This is a genomic window from Arthrobacter globiformis, from assembly GCF_030817195.1.
Lineage (GTDB): Bacteria > Actinomycetota > Actinomycetes > Actinomycetales > Micrococcaceae > Arthrobacter > Arthrobacter globiformis_D.
On the sequence record NZ_JAUSYZ010000001.1, the window covers coordinates 4,598,257 to 4,619,604 of the forward strand.

General features: G+C 67.6%; 15 protein-coding genes and 2 pseudogenes. 5 read left to right on the forward strand and 12 right to left on the reverse strand.

Annotated elements, in window-relative coordinates:
- The 5 genes and pseudogenes from QF036_RS21085 to QF036_RS21105 form a co-directional block, all read right to left on the reverse strand.
- Window positions 1-1,254, reverse strand: a complete 1,254-nt coding sequence (locus tag QF036_RS21085; RefSeq protein ID WP_307105020.1) for an MFS transporter — start codon at window positions 1,252-1,254, stop codon at window positions 1-3.
- 1 nt (window position 1,255) lies between these two features.
- Complete coding sequence (locus tag QF036_RS21090; RefSeq protein ID WP_307105023.1) at window positions 1,256-1,840, reverse strand: Poxvirus protein I5; 585 nt, start codon at window positions 1,838-1,840, stop codon at window positions 1,256-1,258.
- Window positions 1,841-1,844: 4 nt separating this feature from the next.
- Window positions 1,845-2,756 (reverse strand): carbohydrate ABC transporter permease, encoded by a 912-nt coding sequence (locus QF036_RS21095; RefSeq protein WP_307105025.1) that lies wholly within the window; start codon window positions 2,754-2,756, stop codon window positions 1,845-1,847.
- Window positions 2,753-3,701 (reverse strand): annotated as a pseudogene (locus tag QF036_RS21100) (carbohydrate ABC transporter permease). Before QF036_RS21100 ends, QF036_RS21095 begins: the two are co-directional and overlap by 4 nt.
- Window positions 3,702-3,735: 34 nt before the next feature.
- Window positions 3,736-5,016, reverse strand: coding sequence for an ABC transporter substrate-binding protein (locus QF036_RS21105; RefSeq protein WP_307105026.1), 1,281 nt, complete (start codon window positions 5,014-5,016; stop codon window positions 3,736-3,738).
- A gap of 227 nt (window positions 5,017-5,243) precedes the next feature.
- On the opposite strand from QF036_RS21105, the gene QF036_RS21110 reads away from it, so the two are divergent.
- Window positions 5,244-7,259, forward strand: a complete 2,016-nt coding sequence (locus QF036_RS21110; protein WP_307105028.1) for a beta-galactosidase — start codon at window positions 5,244-5,246, stop codon at window positions 7,257-7,259.
- 189 nt (window positions 7,260-7,448) lie between these two features.
- On the opposite strand, the gene QF036_RS21115 is transcribed toward QF036_RS21110, so the two are convergent.
- From QF036_RS21115 to QF036_RS21125, 3 genes are all read right to left on the reverse strand, one after another.
- Window positions 7,449-8,807, reverse strand: a complete 1,359-nt coding sequence (locus QF036_RS21115; protein ID WP_307105030.1) for an ABC transporter substrate-binding protein — start codon at window positions 8,805-8,807, stop codon at window positions 7,449-7,451.
- Window positions 8,808-8,944: 137 nt separating this feature from the next.
- Window positions 8,945-9,916 (reverse strand): carbohydrate ABC transporter permease, encoded by a 972-nt coding sequence (locus QF036_RS21120; protein ID WP_307105032.1) that lies wholly within the window; start codon window positions 9,914-9,916, stop codon window positions 8,945-8,947.
- Window positions 9,909-10,853 carry a carbohydrate ABC transporter permease gene (locus QF036_RS21125; RefSeq protein WP_307105034.1) on the reverse strand — a complete coding sequence of 315 codons (945 nt, stop codon included), beginning with the start codon at window positions 10,851-10,853 and terminating at the stop codon, window positions 9,909-9,911. The genes QF036_RS21120 and QF036_RS21125 overlap by 8 nt, the downstream gene beginning before the upstream one ends.
- A 474-nt stretch (window positions 10,854-11,327) precedes the next feature.
- On the opposite strand from QF036_RS21125, the pseudogene QF036_RS25400 reads away from it, so the two are divergent.
- The 3 genes and pseudogenes from QF036_RS25400 to QF036_RS21135 form a co-directional block, all read left to right on the forward strand.
- Window positions 11,328-12,389, forward strand: a pseudogene (locus QF036_RS25400) (acetylesterase); the annotation flags it as partial.
- A gap of 75 nt (window positions 12,390-12,464) precedes the next feature.
- Window positions 12,465-14,474 carry a DUF6807 family protein gene (locus QF036_RS21130; RefSeq protein WP_373460312.1) on the forward strand — a complete coding sequence of 670 codons (2,010 nt, stop codon included), beginning with the start codon at window positions 12,465-12,467 and terminating at the stop codon, window positions 14,472-14,474.
- On the forward strand, window positions 14,471-15,592 hold the full coding sequence (locus tag QF036_RS21135) for a M24 family metallopeptidase (protein WP_307105036.1): 1,122 nt from the start codon (window positions 14,471-14,473) through the stop codon (window positions 15,590-15,592). The genes QF036_RS21130 and QF036_RS21135 overlap by 4 nt, the downstream gene beginning before the upstream one ends.
- 96 nt (window positions 15,593-15,688) lie before the next feature.
- Here QF036_RS21135 and QF036_RS21140 read toward each other — a convergent pair whose 3' ends face one another.
- From QF036_RS21140 to QF036_RS21155, 4 genes are read right to left on the reverse strand one after another with little or no spacing between them, the layout of a single operon-like run.
- A complete protein-coding gene (locus QF036_RS21140; protein WP_307105038.1) occupies window positions 15,689-16,822 on the reverse strand; it encodes a mandelate racemase/muconate lactonizing enzyme family protein in 1,134 nt (377 codons plus the stop codon).
- Window positions 16,822-17,727 (reverse strand): 5-dehydro-4-deoxyglucarate dehydratase, encoded by a 906-nt coding sequence (locus tag QF036_RS21145; RefSeq protein WP_307105040.1) that lies wholly within the window; start codon window positions 17,725-17,727, stop codon window positions 16,822-16,824. Before QF036_RS21145 ends, QF036_RS21140 begins: the two co-directional genes overlap by 1 nt.
- A complete protein-coding gene (locus QF036_RS21150; RefSeq protein ID WP_307105042.1) occupies window positions 17,724-18,686 on the reverse strand; it encodes an NAD-dependent epimerase/dehydratase family protein in 963 nt (320 codons plus the stop codon). Before QF036_RS21150 ends, QF036_RS21145 begins: the two co-directional genes overlap by 4 nt.
- Window positions 18,687-18,713: 27 nt before the next feature.
- Entirely contained in the window at window positions 18,714-20,120 is a 1,407-nt protein-coding gene (locus QF036_RS21155; RefSeq protein ID WP_307105044.1) for a Gfo/Idh/MocA family protein, read from the reverse strand.
- Window positions 20,121-20,327: 207 nt separating this feature from the next.
- Between QF036_RS21155 and QF036_RS21160 the strand changes: the two genes are divergently transcribed.
- Window positions 20,328-21,341 (forward strand): LacI family DNA-binding transcriptional regulator, encoded by a 1,014-nt coding sequence (locus QF036_RS21160; protein WP_307105046.1) that lies wholly within the window; start codon window positions 20,328-20,330, stop codon window positions 21,339-21,341.
- Window positions 21,342-21,348 lie beyond the last annotated feature (7 nt).

Here is a 21,348-nt window from a genome sequence, read left to right on the forward strand (position 1 = left end):
TTAAGCAGCCGCGCGGCGGCCGTGGAGCCACAGCAGGCCCGCGATGACGACGGCGGAAAGGATCCCCAGCCCGCCGGTCACCACCAGCCCCGCCCGGACGCCGAGCCACTCCGTGAGCCAGCCGGCCAGCAGCCCGCCGAGCGCATGGCCGCCCAGCAGGAGCGGCAGGTACAGGGCCATGACCCGGCCCCGGACGCCCGCCCCGGCCTCCAGCTGCACGGCGGTGGCGGCGCTGGTGAGGAACAGCAGGGTCGCGAAGCCGACCACCACCAGCATCGCCATGAACAGCTCCGGGTTGGGCATGACGGCGGCGATGAGCTGTGCGAGTCCGAAGAGCCCGGCGCTGGCCACGATCCCCTTCCGTCCTGACCGCTGCAGCCGGGAGGCCAGGAGGGCGCCAGCCAGGGCACCCACGGCGCACAGGGTGTTGAACAGGCCGAACCCTGCGGCGCCGCTGTGCCAGACCGAGCTGGCAAAGGCCACCAGCACCACCGGACCGTTCATTCCGAATGCCCCGAGGAGCCCGGCGAGCAGCATGACGAGGAGCAGCCGCGGGCGGTCGCGCACATAGCGGAAGCCGGCCAGCACCTGGCCGCGGCCGCGGACCGCCGGCGAACCGGGATGGAGCTCACCGGGCCGGATGGCGGCAATCATGGCCAGCACCACCAGGCAGAGCAAGGCATTGGCGGCGAAGGCGGCCGCGGATCCGGCCCTGGCGATCACGAGCCCGCCCAGGGCGGGCCCGGCCATGGCCCCAAGCTGCCCGATGGCGTTGTTGAGTCCAATTGCCGCCGGAAGACCGGCGTCGCCCACCACTTCGTTCACGAACACCTGGCGCGCAGGGCCGTCAAAGGCGCTGGTGATGCCCAGCAGGAGGCAGCTGGCGTACACCACTTCGACGGCGATGCTCCCGCCGGCGTCCCAGACGGCGAGGCCGCCGGCCAGAAGGGCGGTGACGGACTGGCAAAGAAGAAGGATGCGGCGCTTGGGAAAGAGATCCACCACCACGCCGCCGAGCGGCCCCACCACCAGCAGGGGCAGGAACTGCAGCGCCACGGCAATGCCCACCGCGGCCGGGCTTCCGGTCAGCTGCAGCACCAGCCAGTCCTGGGCAAGACGCTGCATCCAGACACCGGTGCCGCCCGCGAGCTGGATGCCCACGAAGATGCGGTAGTTGCGCTGCGCGAGCGGCCGGTACCACGTTCCGTCCGGGTTCGGTTGTCCGGAGGTCCTTTCGGATATGGGGGAGGTCACGTCAGCTGGCTGACCCGGCTTCTGCGCGCAGCCTGACGGCCGCCGCGGCGAGCACGAGGCAGCCCGGCACCACGATCACCAGCGCCGGCAGCATCCACACGAACACGGCCGCCAGGCCCAGTGCCGCCACCAGGAGCAGCGAACCGCACCAGTCCGCCAGGGACTCCGTCCGCGCCGCTGCCACGGCTTCGGCCCAGGCACCGGACTGCCACCGGGATGCCGTCCTCAGCAGCAGCACGGCGGCCGCGGCGGCCACGAGCAGCGTCGCCGGCAGGACCACGGCCCTCCCCGGCAGCTGCCCTGCTGCCGCAAGCAGCAGGTTGATGATGACGACGGCGGCAACGGCCGCCGTCGTAAATCCAAGTTTCTGGCTCCCGGGCAGGGCTGACCGGAACGTGCCCCAAAGGCTCCGGACGGAGTCGTCCCGTCCGGAGAGGTGCCGCCCCAGGTGGGCGGTGCCGGCCGCATAGGCGGCCGGCACGGTGACCAGGGGAACGGAGAGCGCCAGCACGATGATGCCGGCCAGCATGGTCTCGGAGAAGAGCGCGAACCTGTTGACGGGCACGCTTTCGGTCTCGGCGGTCATGGTGTCAGCCCTTGAGGCCCTGGGTGGAGACGCCCTCCACGATGTAGCGCTGGAAGATCAGGAAGAACACCAGCACGGGCAGCAGCGCGAGGACGGACATGGCGATCATTGCCCCGTAGTCGGAGCTCTGGGTCTGGTCCACGAAGAGGCGGAGGGCCAGGGGCAGCGGGTACTTTTCCGGCGAGTTCAGGTAGAGCAGCGGGCCCAGGAAATCGTTCCAGCTCCAGATGAAGGCGAAGATGGACGAGCTGATGAGGGCCGGCTTCATCAGCGGCAGCATGATGCTGCAGAAGATCCGCACGTGGCCGGCGCCGTCGATGATCGCGGCTTCATCCAGCTCCCGGGGCAGGTTGCGCATGAACTGCACCATGAGGAAGACGAAGAAGGCATCCGCGGCCAGGAACTTGCCGATCAGCAGGGGGATGTAGGTGTCCACCAGCCCCAGCTGCTGGAAGATGATGTACTGCGGGATGATCACCACGTGGAACGGCAGCAGTAGGGTGGCGATCATCATGCCGAAGAAGATGCTGCGGCCGGGGAACTTGATCCGGGCGAAGGCGTAGGCGGAGACGGTCGCCGAGAGCACCGTCCCGATCACCGACCCGAGGGCCAGCACCACCGAGTTCGCGAAGAACTGGGCCGTGGAGACAGCGCCGATGCCGCCCATCGCTGTCACGAAATTGTCGAGGCTGAAGTTTGAGCTCCAGATCGACGAGTTGCCGATGATCTCGCTGCTGGGTTTGAAGGCCGAACTGACCATCCACAGCGCCGGATAAAGCACGACGGCGATGAGGGCCAGCGACAGGGCGTGGAACACGATGCTGCGGGTGCGCTTGGCCGCGCGGGAGTCGGCCTTGGGGTTGTACTCGGGCGCGTCAGCGGGCCGGGCTTGGGTAGGTGGGCTGAGTGTGGTCATTTTGAATCACCGCTGTAGTGGACCCAGGACTTGGAGGTACGGAAGAAGATGAGCGTGATGACGCCGACGACGATCACCAGGAGCCAGGCCATGGCCGAGGCGTAGCCCATCCGGAAGTCACTGAAGCCCCGGAGGTAGAGGTAGAGGGTGTAGAACAGGGTGGAGCCGGCCGGACCGCCTTCACCGTTGGAGATGATGTAGGCCGAGGCGAAAATCTGGAACGCGTGGATGGTTTCCAGAAGGAGGTTGAAGAAGACCACCGGGGAGAGCATCGGGAACGTGATGTTCACGAACTTACGGAAGCGGCCGGCGCCGTCCACGGAGGCAGCCTCATACAGTTCCTGCGGGATTTGTTTGAGACCGGCCAGGAAGATCACCATGGGGGCGCCGAATTGCCAGACCGTCAGGAGGATCATCATGGGCATGGTCATGGACGGGTTGCCCACCCAGCCGCCGAGGTTGATGCCAAAGAAGGACAGGCCCTGGTCCACGGGACCCTGGTCGCCGAACATGGCCTTCCACACGATCGCGATCGAGGACGCTGGCCCCGATGAGCGAGGGGCCGTAGAAGGCCGAGCGGTAGAAGCCCTGGCCGCGGGTGGCGTTGTTCAGCAGCAGGGCCACCGCGAGCGCCGCGGCGAGCTTCAGCGGTGTTCCGAACACCACGTAGCCCAGCGTGACGCCCACCGACTGCAGGAAGCGCTCGTCCTGGAACAGGCTGGTGTAGTTGTCGAGGCCGATCCATTTAGGCGCTTCGAAAAGGTTGTAATTGGTGAAGGAGAGGTAGAGCGAGGACAGCATCGGGCCCACTGTCAGGAGGATGAAGCCCAGCAGCCAGGGCAGCAGGAAGGTATAGCCGGCACGGGTGTCCGCACCCCGCCGGCGCGGTGCACGAGCGGGCGGGGCAGCGGCGGTGCCGCTGTGGCGGGTCAGGGTCTGAGTCACGAAAGAGTCCTTGTCAGGTTCTGCAGCGCGTTCGCTACGCGTTCTGCTTGATGACGTCTTCGGCTTCCTTGAACCACTGGTCCACGGCACCATCCACCGTGAGCTTGCCGTAGCTCAGGTCCTCATTGAAGCGAAGGAACGCGGCTTCCAGCGTGCCGAAGCCAACGATTGGCGGTTCGGGGGCGTCCTTGAGGTACTTGCCGATGGACGTTTCGTAGTCGACGACGGCTTTGTCGGTGCCTTCGAAGGTGGTGCCGTCCCGCTGCGTCTTGGAGGCGGGAACGCCGCGGGAGGTCTTGAAGATGTCGCCCACCTCGGGGTCGTTGACCATGAACTCGATGAACCGGGCGGCCGCATCCTTGTTCCTGGTCTTGGCGCTGGCCACCATAAGCATGGAGGGCTTGAGGAACAGGCCGAGGTTGTCCGGATCATCGGAGGGGACGGGCACCAGCTTGAGCTCCTTGGCACCGCTGTCCTTGAGGTAGCCGGCCATGAAGTTGTCCCAGGTGTTCTCCGAGACGGTGAGGTTGGAGCCGAACGGGCTCTTCGGCTTGACCTGGGCACTGCGGTCCGCCGGGACCACGGCGTTGGTACCGCGGAGGTCCGAGTTCAGGTTCAGCCAGGCGCGCAGGTCGTCCTTGCTGAAGCCGAGTTTGCCGTCACCGGTGAACGCGTCGATGCCCTTCTGCCGCAGCCAGATGTTGAACTGCCACCAGATGCCGGTGAAATCGGACGCGCCGAAGTACTTTCCGCCGCCGGCCTCCCCGATCTTGGTGAGCCAGTCTTTGTACTCGGCGTAGGTCCATGTGCCGGCCGGCTCAGCCACGCCGATTTCCTTCAGTTTGGCCGGATCGTAGTAGACGGCGAAGGCGTTGGTGCTGGTGGGGATGCCGTAGGTCTTGCCGCGGATCTGGCCGGACGGCAGCAGGGTCTTGTCGAAGGCGTCGGTGTTGATCTTGACGGTGCCGAGGTCCAGGAGCTGGTTCCGCTGGGCGTAGTCGCGCAGGTAGGACAGATCCCATTGCATGACGTCCGGGAGTCCACCGCCGGCGGCCTCGGTGGCCCGCTTCTGCCAGTAACCGGCGAAGTCGGTGAAGTTGCCGTTGACCTTGACGTCCGGGTTCTTCTTTTCGAACAGGGCGATGGCCTTGCGGGTGCGTTCGGCCCGGTCGTCGTTGCCCCACCACGTGTAGGTGATGGTTACCGGGTTCTCGGCTGAGCCTGTCTGGCCTGCCGGCGCACCGCACGCGGCCAGGGTCGCTGTGGATACCGTTCCTGCCGCCACCGCGGTAAGAAAATTCCTTCTGCTGATCATGGGAGCCTCCTTGCTCATGTTGCCGCTCAATGGGCACAAACTTTTTTCAGAAAACTTCGTCAACGCGGAGTCGTGATCTGGATTACACACTCTCTGAATCGATACAATAGCCACATCGGCCACCCTCGGCAAGCGTTTTCCAAACTTCGTGTTCCTCACCGTTCGCGTTTCAAACCGTTCGCGTTTCTGCTTCAACCGCCTCCATCCCGCAACGACGAAGGAGTCCCATGCCCACCCCAGCGCCCCCTCCCCCGACCCCGGCTTGGAACAGCGGCCCCGGCCTGGCATTCGGCGGTGACTACAATCCCGAACAGTGGCCGGCCGATGTCCGGCTGGAGGACATCGGCCTTATGACGGAAGCCGGGGTGACGCTCCTCAGCGTGGCCATCTTTTCCTGGGCGCTCCTGGAGCCGCGTGAAGGGGAATACGACTTTGGCTGGCTGGATGAGGTGCTGGACAACCTGGCTGGCGCAGGCATCAAGGTTGCCCTCGCCACGGCCACGGCCGCTCCCCCGGCCTGGCTGGTGCGGAAGCATCCGGAAGTCCTGCCGGTGACGGCGGAGGGCACCGTCCTGGAGCGCGGCTCCCGGCGGCACTACTCGCCGTCGTCCGCTGTTTACCGCCGGTATGCCACGGCCATCACCCGGAAGCTGGCCGAACGGTACAAGGACCATCCGGCACTGGCACTGTGGCACGTGGACAATGAGCTGGGCTGCCACGTTTCAGAGTTTTTCGGCGAGGAGGACGCCGCGGCGTTCCGGCACTGGCTGGAGCGGCGCTACGGCAGCATCGAGGCGCTGAACGGGGCCTGGGGAACGGCCTTCTGGTCGCAGCACTATGCCTCGTTCGAGGAGATCATTCCGCCCCGGGCTGCCCCCACCACCCTCAACCCTACGCAGCGGCTGGACTTCCAGCGGTTCAGCTCCTGGGCGCTGATGGACTACTACCGGAGCCTGCTGGCGGTGATCCGGGAGGTGACTCCCGACGTTCCGGCCACCACCAACCTCATGGTTTCCAGCGCCACCAAGTCCATGGACTACTTCGACTGGGCGAAGGACCTGGACGTGGTGGCCAACGACCACTACCTGGTGGCCGCGGACCCGGAGCGGGAGATCGAACTGGCGTTCAGCGCGGACCTCACGCGCGGTGTCGCGGGCAACAGGCCGTGGATCCTGATGGAACACTCGACGTCGGCCGTGAACTGGCAGCCACGCAACCAGCCGAAAATGCCCGGCGAAATGCTCCGGAACTCCCTGGCGCATGTGGCCCACGGCGCCGATGCCGTCATGTTTTTCCAGTGGCGGCAGAGCGTGGCCGGGGCCGAGAAGTTTCATTCGGCGATGGTGCCCCACGGCGGACGCGACACCCGGGTGTGGCGCGAGGTGGTGGCCCTGGGCGAAGCCCTGAAGCGGCTTGGCCCGGTCAAGGGGTCCACGGTGGAATCCCGGGTGGCCATCGTGTTCGACTACGAGGCCTGGTGGGCCAGCGAACTGGATTCCCACCCGAGCGAGGATGTGCAGTACCTCGACCTGCTCCGCGCCTTCCACCGCTCGCTGTTCCTGCGCGGCGTGGGCGTGGACTTCGTCCATCCCGCTGCAGACCTGGCCGGCTATGACCTGGTCCTGGTGTGCACGCTCTACTGCGTCACCGATGACGCCGCGGCCAACATCGCCGGCGCCGCCGAGGCAGGTGCCACGGTGCTGGTCAGCTACTTCAGCGGCATCGTGGACGAACGGGACCACGTCAGGCTGGGCGGCTACCCGGGCGCCTTCCGGGAGCTGCTGGGCGTCCGGACCGAGGAGTTCCATCCGCTGCCCGAAGGCGGGCAGGTGACTCTGAGCGACGGCACCATCGGCCGGATCTGGAGCGAGCACGTCCACGCGGAAGGCGTGGAAACCCTGGCCACCTTCACCGGTTACCCGCTCGACGGAATTCCTGCCCTCACCCGGCGGACCGCGGGCCGGGGCGCCGCCTGGTACCTGGCCACACTGCCGGACCGCGACGGCATCGAACACCTTCTGGACCGGCTCCTGGCCGAAGCGGGAGTGACGGCCGCCGCGGAGGCCGCTGCCGGCGTCGAACTGACCCGGCGGGTCACGCCCGACGGGCGCCGTTTCCTCTTCGCGATCAACCACGGCCGGGAGGATGCAGTTGTGAAGGCCGACGGCGAGGAACTGTTGGGCGGCGGACGTTTCGGCGGGCTTGTTCCCGGCGGAGCGGTGGCCGTGATCGCCGAAGACTGACCGTCCGGTGGAGTTTTTGTACAGATATTGGCCCCCAAAAGGCCCCCGACGTCGCGATACGTGTACAAAAACTCCCCGCCTCGCACGCTTCAGTAGCACGGCGCACTTCAGTAGCACACGCGGAAAACCCCGGACACCCCTCCGTTGGGAGGGTGCCCGGGGTTTTCCTGCCTCGTTCTCTGCGAGGCGCTAGCTGCTGATCGCGGACTTCATCTCGTCCACGGCCTTCGTGCCGGCATCCTGGGTGGAGAGCCTGTTGAACAGCACCTCGGAGCTGTACCGCTTGATGATCTCCTGGATGGCGCCCGCGCCCTTCGGCGGCGGCGCCGGGGCCTCGCCGAGTTCGCTCTTGATCTGGTCAATGAACTTGACCACCTTGACGTCGGCGGGAGTCAGCTTGGACTGGATCGCGGCACGGACCTCGGAGTTGGGGTACACGCCGCGGTCTGCCAGCAGGGCCTCGCCGGCCTTCGTGTCGTTGGCCAGGAAGTTGATGAACTTGGCCACCTCCTCCGGGTGTTTGGTCCGTGACGATGCTGACCAGAACTGGGAGGCCTTGTACCAGAGCTGCGTGTCCGCCGCCTTGCCCGTCTTGGAGGGGAACCTGAGCACCTGCAGCTCACTGCCGGCCGCCTTCTCCAGCGCGGGCAGCTGGTTGGACCACCAGAAGGCCAGCCCGTTCTTGCCGGTGGCCAGGCCGCTCTGGTCCAGCGGGGCCGCCTCCGCCTCAACCACCTCCGACGCCGAGGGCACGGCCTTCTTTTCGCTCAGCTGCTTGAGGAAGTCCCACCAGCCCGCGATGTCCGACGGTTCGAACCCGAGCTTGCCGTCCGAGGTGTAGAGGGACTTGCCGTTCTGCCGCAGCCAGACCCCGAGGGAGGCCTCGTCGGTGCCGTAGGCGGCGGCGCCGTAGGTCCCCTTCGGCGACTTGGCGGTCACCTCGGCCGAGACGCGCTCGAAGTCCTCCCAGGTCCAGGTCTTGTCATCCGGGAGCGCCACACCGGCTGCCTTGAACACCGCCGGGTTGGCCAGGATGGTCGCCGCGTTGATGCCGGCCGCAATACCTGTCAGGCCGTCTTCGTTCTTGCCGGCATTGAGGGCCGCCTCGTCCAGCTTCGAGGTGTCGATGCCGTACTTCGAAAGGTCCAGCAGCGCCCCGCGGGAGGAGTATTCGGTGATGTATTTCTCGTCCATCTGGATGATGTCCGGGGCATCGTTGGCGGCAACCTGGGTGGCGAGCTTGTCCCAGTAGCCGCTCCAGTCGCCGTATTCGGCCTTGATCTTGATGTTGGGGTTCTCCGCCTCAAATGCTGCGATGGCGGCCTGGGTGACCTGGGCGCGCTTGTCGCTGCCCCACCAGGAGAACCGCAGTTCCACCTTGCCGTCTGCACTGGACTGGGCGGGCGCGCCGCAGGCGGTCAGGGCGAGGACGGCGGCGGCTGCGGCGGCCACGGCTCCGGTTGCGCGGAGGCGGCGTTTTGCCCTTGCTGGTTTTGCGGGGGCGGCGCCGGGCGCGGATGCCGATGCGGGCCGGGGAAAGAGTGGCACTGGAAACTCCGATCTTCTTTGATCCTGGAAGCGAATGAGAAACACTGCTTGGGAAAGCGCTTTCTCGTGAACTTAGATTATAAGTATGTGGCTTGTATTACAAGAGGTATTTGCTACGGCCCCGCCAGCCGGCCGGCCTATTTGATGCCGGTGGTGGCAATGCCCTTGATGAGGAAACGCTGGCCGAACAGGAACACCAGGAACACGGGCAGCAGGGACACGATGGACATCGCGAACAGCGAACCCCAGCTGGTGGCTGACTGCGAGTCGACGAAGGCGCGCAGCGCGACGGGAACGGTGAACATTTCAGGGTCGGTCAGGTAGATCAGGGCCCCGAAGAAATCGTTCCAGGTCCAGATGAAGGTGAAGATCGTGGTGGTGGCGAGGACCGGCACCATCAGGGGCAGGATGACCCGCAGGAAGATGCGGGGGTGGCCGGCCCCGTCGATCCTGGCCGCCTCGTCAAGTTCCTGGGGAATGCCCCGGATGAACTGGACCATGAGGAACACGAAGAACGCGTCCGTGGCCAGCAGCTTGGGCACAATGAGCGGCCAGAACGTATTCACCCAGCCGATCTGGGAGAACAGGATGTACTGCGGAACGATCACCACGTGGAACGGCAGCATGATGGTCAGGAGCATAATGCCGAAGAACAGTTTCTTTCCGCTGAACTGCAGCCGGGCGAAGGCATAGGCGGCCATGGAGCACGAGATCAGGTTGCCCAGGATGGATCCGATCACCACGATGGCCGAGTTGAGCATGTAGTGGCCGAACGGATGGCTCAGCGCGGACCAGCCGTCCGTGTAGTTGCTCATCTCCAGGCCGTTCAGCCACAGACCGGGCTCCCGGAAGATGAGGTCGTTGGGCCGCAGTGAGGACACCACCATCCACAGCAGCGGGTAGATCATAATCCCGCCGGTAACGATCAGCAGTGCGTGCTTGGCCAGCGCCTTGATGTGCGCGCTGCGGCTGAAGGCCAAGGTGCCGCGCGATTCCCGTGGCCGGCCGGCGCTGCCCCGGGTCCCGCTGCCTCTCGCCCTGTTTCCGGGAGTTTTTCCGTCTTTGCCCTGTTCGTGCCCGGGGGCGGGCAGTGTCTGAAGTTTAGTCATCGTAGAACACCCAATACTTTGAAGCGATGAAGTTGATGGCCGTGAAGGCACCGATGATCACGAGGAGGAACCAGGCCATGGCCGAGGCGTAGCCCATGTCGAACTGGCCGAAGCCTTTTTGGTAGAGGTACAGCGTGAAGAACATGGTGGAATCCGAAGGCCCGCCGTTGCCGCCCGACACGATGAACGCCTGCGTGAAGGACTGGAAGGAGCCGATGATCTGCAGCACCAGGTTGAAGAAGATGATGGGGCTGAGCATGGGAAGCGTGATCCGCCAGAACTTCTGGAGGGTAGTCGCGCCGTCCACTTCCGCCGCCTCGTAGTACATGTTGGGGATCTGGCGCAGCCCGGCCAAGAAGATGATCATGGGGCTGCCGAAGGTCCAGACGTGCAGCAGGATGATGGACCCGAGCGAGGTGCTTGGATCCGAGATCCAGCCGGGTCCGGCGATGCCGAACATGGCCAGCACCTGGTTGACCAGGCCGGTGGTGCCAAAGATCTGCTTCCACAGGATAGCGACGGCCACCGACCCGCCCAGGAGGGAGGGGAGGTAGAACACCGAACGGTAGAAGGGCAGTCCGCGGAGCCCCTTGTCGAGCACCAGCGCGATCAGCAGTGCGACGGCCAGCTGCAGGGGAACGCCCACAAGCACATAGGTGAAGGTCACCCGCAGCGAGTTGTGAAGCCGGGCGTCGCCGAGCATCCGGGTGAAGTTGTCCAGCCCCGTCCATTCCGGCGGCTGCAGGAGGTTGTAGTCCGTGAATGCCAGGTAAAGGGACATGAGCATGGGGCCGACGGTGATGACCACGAGACCCACGAGCCACGGCAGGAGGAATATGTAGGCCGCTTTGTTGTCGCGCCGGTTGGCCCGTTTTTCCTCATCGGTCACCGGTCCCTTGCCACGGGACATCGACGACAGTTCGCTGATGGCGCTCACTGGCTCCTCCCGACGTCGCCGGGGGCGCCGGGCGTCCCCGCGTGCTGCTGTACGGCCATGTGGTCTCCTTCGGTCATCGTGGCCTTCCACGGTTTATTTCTTGCCTAAGCGTTGATGCAGGCGCCTGGTGCCGCCAAATCATGCTCCAAATGTGGCCCGAAAGTGACTCGGGCAACGGCGGCTCCGTACCAAAGTAAACGGTTTCTTGACCCGTGTACACCCCTTTGCTAATTCTTGAGAAAGCGTTTTCTGACTGATAAGCGCTGCCGAGCGCCGCTGCGCGCGAACTGCGAAAGGCAGGACAACGATATTTGCACCCCGGAGAACGCGGCCATGATTTCAGCCCGGGCCGGCGCCCCCGGAAACGCCGCCGTCGAAGAACTTTTTCCCGTTGGCCCCGTCCGGCACAGCGGTGTCAGGTCAAGCGCCGTCCGGCCCAGCGCCATCGGCGGCTACGAGGACTGGCCTCGCTTCATGGCGGCCGCCCCGCGCTACCGCGCGGCAGACAGCCGAAGCCAGGAACTGGCGGACGCCCTGGGCGTTCCGGAGGCCCCGGCCAGGCCCGCCGTCCGCGTGGACTGGGAGGAAACAAACGACGGCGTGACCACCTCCCGTTTGAGCTGGCAGCTGGGCTTTGGCCCGCGCACCACTGCCTGGTTCATCCGCCCGGCGCACGCCGCCGGTCCCCTGCCGGGCGTCCTGGCGCTGCACTGCCACGCCGGCATCAAGTCCTCCGGTGCCGCGCGGCTGGTGGACAGCCCGACGGCGGGAAGCGGCTCGGACCCGCTCCGGAACCGGCTGTACGGGGGCCGGCCCTTCGCCACCTGGCTGGCGTCGCAGGGTTTCGCCGTTCTCGCCCATGACACGTTCTCGTGGGGCAGCCGGGGCTTCGACCTCGGCACGCCTCCCGTTCGAACGGCTGCCGCCCTCGACGGCCAGAGGGCACTGTGGCGGGAGGCCGGCGTCGAACCGTCCGCGGCAGAACTGTACGACGCCGCGGCCGCCGCCCATGAGGACACCGTGGCCAAGGCCGCCGGCCTGCTCGGCACCAGCTTCGCCGGCATGGTGGCGCACGACGACCTCGCGGCGCTTAACGTGCTCGCCGGGCTCCCGGGGGTGGGCGCCGGAAGGCTCGGCTGTGCCGGCTTCTCCGGCGGGGGCGGCAGGTCCCTCATCCTCGCGGCGCTCAGCCCGCTGATCCGCAGCCACGTCGTGACCTGCATGATGACCACCTTCGGGTCCCTGTTTCCCGCGTATTTGGACGCACATTCGTGGCTGCTCCAGACGCCCGGCCTCACCCGTCTTGGTGACTGGCCCGAGCTCACCGCGCGCTCGTCGTCGGACAGCCTGCTGGTGCAGTATGCGTCGGCCGACGAGCTGTTCCAGGACCAGGGAATGCACGACGCCGACGCCCGCCTGAGTGCCCTCCATCCGGCCGCGCGGTACACGGGGAGCTTTTGGCCTGGCGGTCATGTGTTCACCCGGGGGATGCAGGAGGAGGCGGCCGCCTTCCTCGCGGCGGGCCTTCAGGCTCGGGCTGGTGTTCAGGCCGCGGCCGGTGTTCAGGCCGCGGCTGTCCCGGTCGTTCCGGCTGCCGTCCCCCGCATCGCGTTGGTGGGCGTGCACGGCTACGGTGCCCGGCACCTGGAGAATCTGCGCCGGCTGGGGGATCGTCAACTGGCCCGGCTTGTCGCCGTCGCCGATCCGCGTCCCCCGGCAGACGGGACGCTTGATTCCTCGGTTCAGGTCTTCGGCACGTTGGATGAACTGCTGGCCGCGGGCACTGCACCGGATGTCGTCATCCTCGCGACGCCCATCCAGACCCACGCTCCGCTGGCCCTGGCCGCGATCGCCGCCGGCGCCGACGTCTACGTGGAGAAGCCGCCCATGGCCTCCCTTGCCCAGTTTGAGGAGGTGCTGGCCGCGGCCAAGGAGTCGGGCCGGCTGGTCCAGGTCGGGTTCCAGAGCCTCGGCTCGGATGCGCTGCCGGAGGTCGCCGAACTGGTGGAATCCGGGGCACTCGGCCGCATCCGCGGAATCGGCGCCACCGGGGCGTGGCTGCGGAGCGCCGGGTACTTCAAGCGCTCACGGTGGGCCGGCCGGCGGAGCCTGGACGGCACCGACGTCGTGGACGGGGTGGCCACGAACGCCCTGGCCCATGCAGTTGCGACCGGGCTGCGGATCGCCGGCGCGGCCGGCGTGGATGAAGTCGGGTCGGTGGAAACAGACCTGTACCGGGCCCACAATACGGAGAGCGACGACACATCAGTTATCCGGGTCCGCACGTCGGCGGGACGGGTCCTCATGTGTGCCCTGACTCTGTGCGCGGCCGAACAGTCCCCGCCGTCCGTCACAGTCTTCGGCACCCTCGGCAAGGCGGAGTTCTTCTACACGGAAGACAGGCTGGTCCTGGAAACCGCCCAGGGCACCAGCACGCGGACGTTCGGACGGACGGACCTGCTGGAGAACCTCCTGGCCGCCCGGGCTGCCGGCAAAGGAACCGACGACGGCGGGGCGGACAATAAGGGGGCGCGGCTGCTCAGCCCGCTCTCCGCCGCCGGAGCCTATATGACCGTCCTCGAGGCGGTCCGCACTGCTGAGCCGCCACGGGAGATACCGGCGGACAACATCGTCTGGGAAGGCGAGGGCGACGACGCCCACCCCGTGGTTGGCGGCATCGAGGCAGCGCTGCAGCGGGCAGTTCTCTCGCAGTCCACGTTCGCCGAGCTCGGGCTGGCCTGGGCCAGGCCGGAACCGGCGAGCCCCGTTCTTGCTGTGGACGGCCGTCCTGTTGCCTGGCTGCAGAACGGAAGCCGCATCACGCCGACGTCGTCGCCCCGGCCCTACCTGCACCCTGTAACGACGCTCGCGGGCACGGTTGTCACGGACCACCTGCCTGCTGACCACGTCTGGCATCTGGGGGCCGGCGTCGCCATCCAGGACGTTGCCGGCGTGAACTTCTGGGGCGGGCGTACCTATACACGCCGGGCCGGTGGCTACGTCTGGCAGGACGACCATGGCCACATCGAAGTCACGGACTCGGCCGAGTCCCCCGGAGCCCTGGACCAGTCACTGCATTGGATCGGCCCCGACGGTGCGGCCGTCCTGTCAGAACAGCGGCACTGGCGGTATGACGCCATCGGCCCCTCCGTGTGGCAGCTGCGCCTCGACTTTGAACTCGCACCCGCGGGCCAGGAACCGGTGGTGCTCGGCAGCCCGGGCTCCAACGGCCGGGAAAACGGCGGCTACGGCGGCTTCTTCTGGCGGCTGCCACCCACCAGTGGCGCACGGGTCCGGACCGCCAGTGCCGAAGGCGAGGACGCCGTGCACGGGTCGGCTGCCCCTTGGCTGGCATGGAGCGGAGTGTTCAGGGCAGCTGGAAAGCCCGGGCCTGGCGAGGAGGCCACCCTGGTGTTCCTCGCCTCGCCGCAGGCCCCGGACCCGTGGTTCGTCCGGATGTCCGGCTACCCGGGGGTCGGGCTCTCGCTCGCCTGGCACGAGCCCCTCCTCGCAAGCCGGGACAACCCGGTCCGGCGCACCGTCACGGTACTGGTCGCCGACGGAATCCTGAGCACCACAGACATTGCACAACTCACCGAATCTTTGGGGGAAACCACATGAACGTTCCTGCACCCGCAACCGCACTGGCTGAGGCCGCACAGGCTCCAACGGCCCTGCCCGGCAACCGAAGCGACAGGGCCGCCAAACGGCAACGCGTCCTGGACATCCTGGACGCCAAGGGACAGGACGCCCTGCTCCTGACCAGCCACACCGCCCTGACCTGGTACCTGGACGGCAGCCGCATGCACATCAGCCTGGCGGGCGACCCTATCGCCGCGCTCCTCGTGGACCGTGCCGGTGACCACCTCGTCACGTTCAACAACGAGGCGGAACGCCTCGCCGCCGAAGAGCTGCCACCCGGCGTCGAACTTCACACGGTCCCCTGGCACGGACAGCTCACCGACGCCGTCGATGCACTCGCCGGACCCGGCGAGCCGCTGGCAGAGAAGGCCGTGGCCGCGGAACTCCGGGCGGCGCGGCAGCCGATGCTGCCGGCTGAGAGCGCCCGCTACGCCAGGCTGTGCGCCGATGCCGCCCGCGCCATGACGGACGTGCTCTCCCGGACGACGCCGGACACCACCGAGTTCGAGGTCGCGTCCGCCCTGGCCGCCCGGATCGTCGCGGCCGGCGCCGAACCGCTGGTCCTGCTCTGCAACGGCAGCTCGCGCAGCGCGTTCCGGCACCCCCTCGCCACCCACGCACCCTTGGGCCGGCGGGCCATGGCCGTGGTCTGCGCGCGGCGGCACGGCCTGGTGGCCAACCTGACCAGGTGGGTGCGGTTCGACGCCGGTACCCCGGCCGAGCTCGACGCCGAGGAGCGCATCGCGGCGGTTGAGGCGGACATCTTCGCGGCCACGGTTCCGGGAGCCAGGCTTGGCGGCATCTTCGCCGAGATCCAGGCAGCGTACGCCCGGCACGGCTTCGGCGCCGACCAGTGGACCCTGCACCACCAGGGCGGACCGGCCGGCTACGCGGGCCGTGATCCCCGCGCCACCGCCGCCACGGACGACGTCGTGGTGCCCAACCAGACCTTCACGTGGAACCCCTCCGGCCCGGGCGTCAAGATCGAGGACACGGTGCAGCTGACGGAGGCGGGAACAAGCGTCCTGACGCTCGACCCGAAGTGGCCGGTTGCGGACTTCAACGGGCTCCCCCGCCCGCTGACACTGCAGCTGTAGCTCGTCTGACCCAAGTCTGACCCAACTAGGTAGCAGCACAGGGCGTTCCCAGACCTGGGAACGCCCTGTGCTGCTACCTAGTTGGGTGGCGGGAACCTACGAGAGCCGGAACGCAGGGTCCACCGGCAGGTCGAAGCTCCGGTCCCGCGGCTCGGGCAGGAGCGCGGCGGTGAAGCTGAAACCCAGGCCCGGGAGTCCCGTCCCGTAGAGGCGGCTGTCGCGGATCCGGACAGGCGACTGGCCGGCCAGGATGCCCAGCTGCTCGAATGAAGCGTCTTCCACGTCCTCCACGCTGACGGCCTCGGCGAGGGTCAGGGCGAGCTGGCCGGACAGCTCCGGCAGCAGGTGCGGCGCTACGCGGACGCTGTTGGCCCGAGCCAGCTCAACGATGCGGCGGAAGGGCGTGATGCCACCCACCCGGATGATGTTGGGCTGGATGATGTCCACCGCCCCGGCCTCGATGAAGTCCCGGAAACGGTAAATAGTGTGCACGTTCTCGCCCAGCGCGATAGGCACCGGCGACTGCTTCCGCAGGCGGCGGTAGGCCGAGAGGTCGTCGGCGCGCAGGGGTTCCTCCAGCCAGTCCAGGCCGAACTGGCCCAGCACGTCCAGTGCCCGGAGCGCAGCGGGCAGGTCCCAGCGCTGGTTCGCGTCGATCATGAGCCTGCGGTCCGGGCCGAGCACCGCGCGGACGGCAGCCACGCGTTCGGCGTCCTCGGCCAGGTCCGGCTTGCCCACCTTGATCTTCACGGCCTGGTGGCCTGCGGCGACCCACCGTTCGGTCTGCGCCACGAGTTCGTCGAGGGAGTAGTGCAGGTTCACACCGGAGCCGTAGACCTCCACCGATTCCTGCCGCTGGCCCAGCAGCCCCGCCACGGACACGTCCGCGGTACGGGCCGCCAGGTCCCAGAGGGCGAGGTCGACGCCGGCCATCGCGATGGTGGTGAGCCCCCCGCCGCCGGCCTCGTGCAGCCGTTTCCAGAGCTGGTCCCAGACCACTTCCGGGTTCGCGTCCAGCCCGGTGATAAAAGGCGCGATGTCGTGGTCCAGGAGTGCCTTAACCGCCTGCGGCCCGATGGTGGGCGTCCAGGAGAAACCGTGCCCCGCGCCGCCGTCGTCCGTAAATAGGCTGGTGGCGATGATGTGGTTCTCGGGTGCATCAGCACCCCAGTTACGCCGCAGCGGCACGGTAATCAGGCGCGTGTGCAGCCCCGTGATCTTGGCCGCCATCAGCGGCCGGTCAGCTCGTGGCCCTTGGCCAGGATTGCCTTGAGCTCCACGAGCTGGTCCTCGGTGGGGTCAACCAGCGGGGGCCGGACCGGGCCGACGGCCAGTCCGTTGAGGCGCAGCCCGGCCTTGATCAGGGAGACGCCGAAGCCCGGTGTCTGGTCCCGCAGGCGCACGAGGGGCGCGTAGAAGCCGTCGAGCAGGGCCTGCCGGCGGTCCTCATCGCCGCTGGCGTAGGCGTCGTAGTAGGCGGTGGCGATTTCCGGGGCCATGGCGAAGGCCGCCGAGGAGTAGAGCGGGATGCCGAGTCCCCGGTAGGCGCCCTGCGTCAGTTCGGCGGTCAGCAGGCCATTAAAGAGCAGGAAGTCCTCCCGGCCGCTGGCCCGGACGGCGGAGACGATCTCCTGGGCCAGGCCGACGTCGCCGATGCCGTCTTTGAAGCCAATCACCTTGGGGTTGCCGGCCAGCTGCGCAATGGCCTTGGCCGTGCACTTGGCCGTGCCGCGGTGGTACACGATCACCGGCAGGCTGCTCGCACCGGCCACCGCCTCGATGTAGGCCACCACACCGTCGGTTGGGCCGGAGACCAGGTACGGCGGCAGGACCAGCAGGGCGTCGGCGCCCGCCTCCTCGGCGGCGCGTGCCGCGGCGAGGGCGTGGCCCAGGGGGCCGCCCGCACCGGCGATGACGGGCACCTGGCCGTTGACGGTTTCGACGGCGGCCGCCACCACGGTGCGCACCTCATCGATGCTCAGGGCATGGAATTCGCCGGTGCCGCACGCCGGGAACACCGCACCGGGGCGGTGGGGAAGGCGGGAGGCGATGTGTTCCTTCAGGACCTCAACGTCTACTGCGCCGTCGGCGCCGAAGGGGGTGACGGGAAAGAAAAGCACGCCGTCGAGTTTCATTTGGTCTCCTGTGATCCGGGTGTGGCTGATCCTGTGCTGGCACCGACCAGGGTTTCCTCGGCTTGGGCGAGTTCTGTGCGCCAGGTGCGTTGGGGTTCCCAGCCGAGCAGCCGCTTGGCTTTTGCGATGGAAAAGGCGGGGCTGGTGCCGGTGAGGCCGCCTGCGCGCCCGGCGCTGCCGGGCACGAACTGGGGCAGAAGTGCGGCCAGCGGTTCGGTGGCCAGCGCATCCGCGGCCCCAACGAAGAACGTCTCGCCGTTGGGGATGGAGTCCATGCTCCGCAGCAGCACGTCCAGGAAGTCCGCCACGTCCCGGGCATCCACATAATTGAAGAGCGCCGGCGCGGACAGTGCCGGGTCGGCGAGCCGCTCGCGGACGGTGTGCCCCTGCTGCGTGGGGGCGCCCGCCCACTCCTCCGGCGAGATGACGTAGCAGGGTCGGAACGCTGCGTAGCGGATCCGGTCCCCCTGGGCCGCGGCGAACATCTGCACCGTCTGTTCGGAAATCAGCTTGGACAGTGCATAGGCGTTCCAGGGGCGGGGCGTGGTGGCCTCGTCCACCGGAAAGGACTCCGGCAGCCAGCCGGCCGGCGAGCCGTAGCCCAGGACGGTGGGGCTGCTGGCCGTGATGATCTTCCCGATTCCGAGGTCGGTGGCCGCGCTGAGCACCGAGAAGGCGAGGCGCGTGTTGGTGCTGAAGATGACATCCTCGGGTGCACTGAAAGGCACGGCGATAGCAGCGAGGTGGATGACGGCGTCGGGCGCCGTGCGTTCCAGGAGGCGGAACGCCTCGCCGGGGACCAGCAGGTCCGCCGTTTCCTGTTCGACGCCGGCCGGGAACGTGCCGTCCGGGACGGCGTCCCGGTCCGCCGAGATCACTTCGTGGCCCGCCTCGCTGAGGCCGGCGACCACGCTGCGCCCCAGGCGTCCGGCGCCGCCGGTGACAAGAATTCTGCTCATGGTGTTGTTTTCCTGTTCCTGCTGCGTTCAGTCGCGGCCGCGGCGCAGTTCCACGCCCAGGCCGAACTCGCTGATGCGGACGGGGAGTTGGGTTTCCAGCGATGCATTGCCTGCGATGCCCACGGACACGGAGCGCAGCCCGTCCAGATAGCCGGAGGGGCGGCCCAGCGGGTCCTCGCCCGGGCCGTTGAAGAGGTCGGAAAGCAGGAGGTTGTCGCCGCCGCCGTGACCGCCCTCGCCGTTGACGATGGGCACCTCGTAGGCAGGCTCCCAGTGGCGCTGGACCACGAGTCGTTCACCGTTGCGGCGTACGGCGTCGTCCTCTTCCACGGGCGTGGCGGACGGGTCCACCACGGTCTTCTTGTCGGTGCTGTGGACGACGGCGGCCCGCTCCACCACCTCCAGCTCGGCCCGGCCTTCGGTGCCGTTGACGGCCACCCGGTAGCCTTCCCACGGGCTGTGGGCGTTCAGGGAGTAGCTGAGCGTGGGCCCGCCGTCGTAGTCCACCGTCAGCGCCAGGTTGTCCTCGATGGTGATGCCCTCGGTGAAGACGTCCTGGTCCCGGCGGTAGCCGTCGAACTTCTCGTTGTCGTAGTACAGCTCGCGCAGCCGCTCGTCGTCGCGGAGGTCCAGGACGAAGGGGTCGCGTGTTCCTTCCTCTGTGGCCCCTGTGGTGCCGCGCTCTGGCCGGGCACCGAGGCCGCGCTCCGCGGCATTTTTGGCGCCGTAGAACCGCAGCCCGCCGGAGGCGTAAACCCGCTCGGGAACGTCGTCGATCCACCAGTTCACGAGGTCGAAGTGGTGGGAGGCCTTATGAATGAGCAGGCCGCCGGAGTTCTGCTTGTCGCGGTGCCAGCGGCGGAAGTAATCGGCGCCGTGGACCGTGTCCAGGACCCAGCTGAAGTCGATGGATGTGACCTTGCCGATCACGCCGTCCTGGATGACCTGCTTCAGCGCGCTGTTCCGCGGCGAGTAGCGGTAATTGAAGGTGACCACCACGTTGCGGCCCGTGGCCGCAACGGCCGAGGTGATGCGGCGGCAGCCCTCGGCGTCGATGGTCAGGGGCTTTTCGACGACGACGTCGGCCCCCGCCTCCAGCGCCTCGACGATGTAGTCGGCGTGGGTGTAGTCCGGGGTGGTGACGATGACGCGGTCGACCGCGTTGGCCCCGATGTATTCGGTCAGCTTGCCAGGTTCGAACGAATCGGCCGGGCGTTCCGCGCCGAGTTCCTGGATGAGCCGCTGGTAGTACTCCATGCGGCCGCGATTGGCGTCCGAGAGTGCCACCAGCTCGGCCACATCCGCGTGCTGGCCAAGGATGGCGCGGATGTACATCTCCGCGCGGCCGCCGGTGCCGATCAGGGCGATGCGGGACCGCGCGACTGGTCCCGCAGTATCGGGTTGGGGGTGCTGGGCGGTGTCGACATTGACCATGGGTGGGCCCCTTTCCAAAGGCGGTGGGCGGGCCGCTTGACGCCCTGCCCACATGAAGGAAGAATCCTGAGAAAGCGTTTTCTCGAAACGTTATAAGCTTTGTATCAAGACACCGGCGAGCGCGTCAACCATCTTTCGCAAAAGCCGAATGAGCCGCGGCAGCGGACAGTGGTAGCGTTCCGTGGCAGCGGACAGGGAAGGAAGCACATGGGCAGGAGAACCGGCACCCGGCGCGTCGGCATCGCGGACGTCGCACTCAAGGCCGGCGTCTCGCACGCGACCGTTTCCCGCGTGATGAACGGGAACTTCACCGTGGATCCCGCCATTGCCCAGCGCGTGCGCGATGCGGCGGCGGAACTGAACTACCAGCCGAATCCCGTGGGCCGCAGCCTGGCGCTGGGCAAGACCGACACCATCGGCATCGTGGTGCCCGACCTCGCCAACCCCACGTTCCAGGCCATCCTGCGCGGGCTGAGCATGGCCGCAGCCCAGGACGGCTACCGGGTGCTCATCGCAGACTCCTCGGAAGTCTCCAGCGAGGAGGCGATCCTGGCCGGGGAAGCCCGGCGGCGCTGCGACGGGCTGGTGCTGTGCGCCCCCCGCATGGGCGATGCCGAGCTCGAGGAGCTGGCGCCGTCACTGCACCCGATGGTCCTGATCAACCGCAGCACCACGGAAACCCGCGTGCCAAGCCTTGAGGTGGACTACAGCCAGGGCGTGCAGGAGCTCGCGGAGCATCTGGTGAGCTTGGGGCATACCAGCATCGCATTCCTGGCCGGCCCTGCCCGAAGCGCCTCCAACCGGGCACGCATGGCAGGGCTGGACAAGTTCCGGGCCGCACATCCCGGCGTCGACCTCCGGATGCTCGAGGGCGGCTCCAGCTTCGAGACCGGCCATGAAGCGGTGGACGCGGTGCTGGCCAGCGGGGCCACCGGGGTCCTCGCGTTCAACGACCTCGTTGCCATGGGGCTGCTCAGCGGACTGCACGAACGCGGCGTCCGCGTTCCCGAGGACATTTCCCTCACGGGGTTCGACGACATCCCCTTTGCCCGGTACACCACACCGCCGCTCACCACCGCCGCGGTGCCGATCACGGAACTGGGCGAGCGCGCCTGGCACAGCCTGCGGGCCCTGATCCGCAACGCCGAGGCACCCGACGAGGAGACCACCTTCCAGCCGCGCCTGGAGATCCGGGGAAGCACGGGCCCCGCCGGCAACTAGGCCGCCG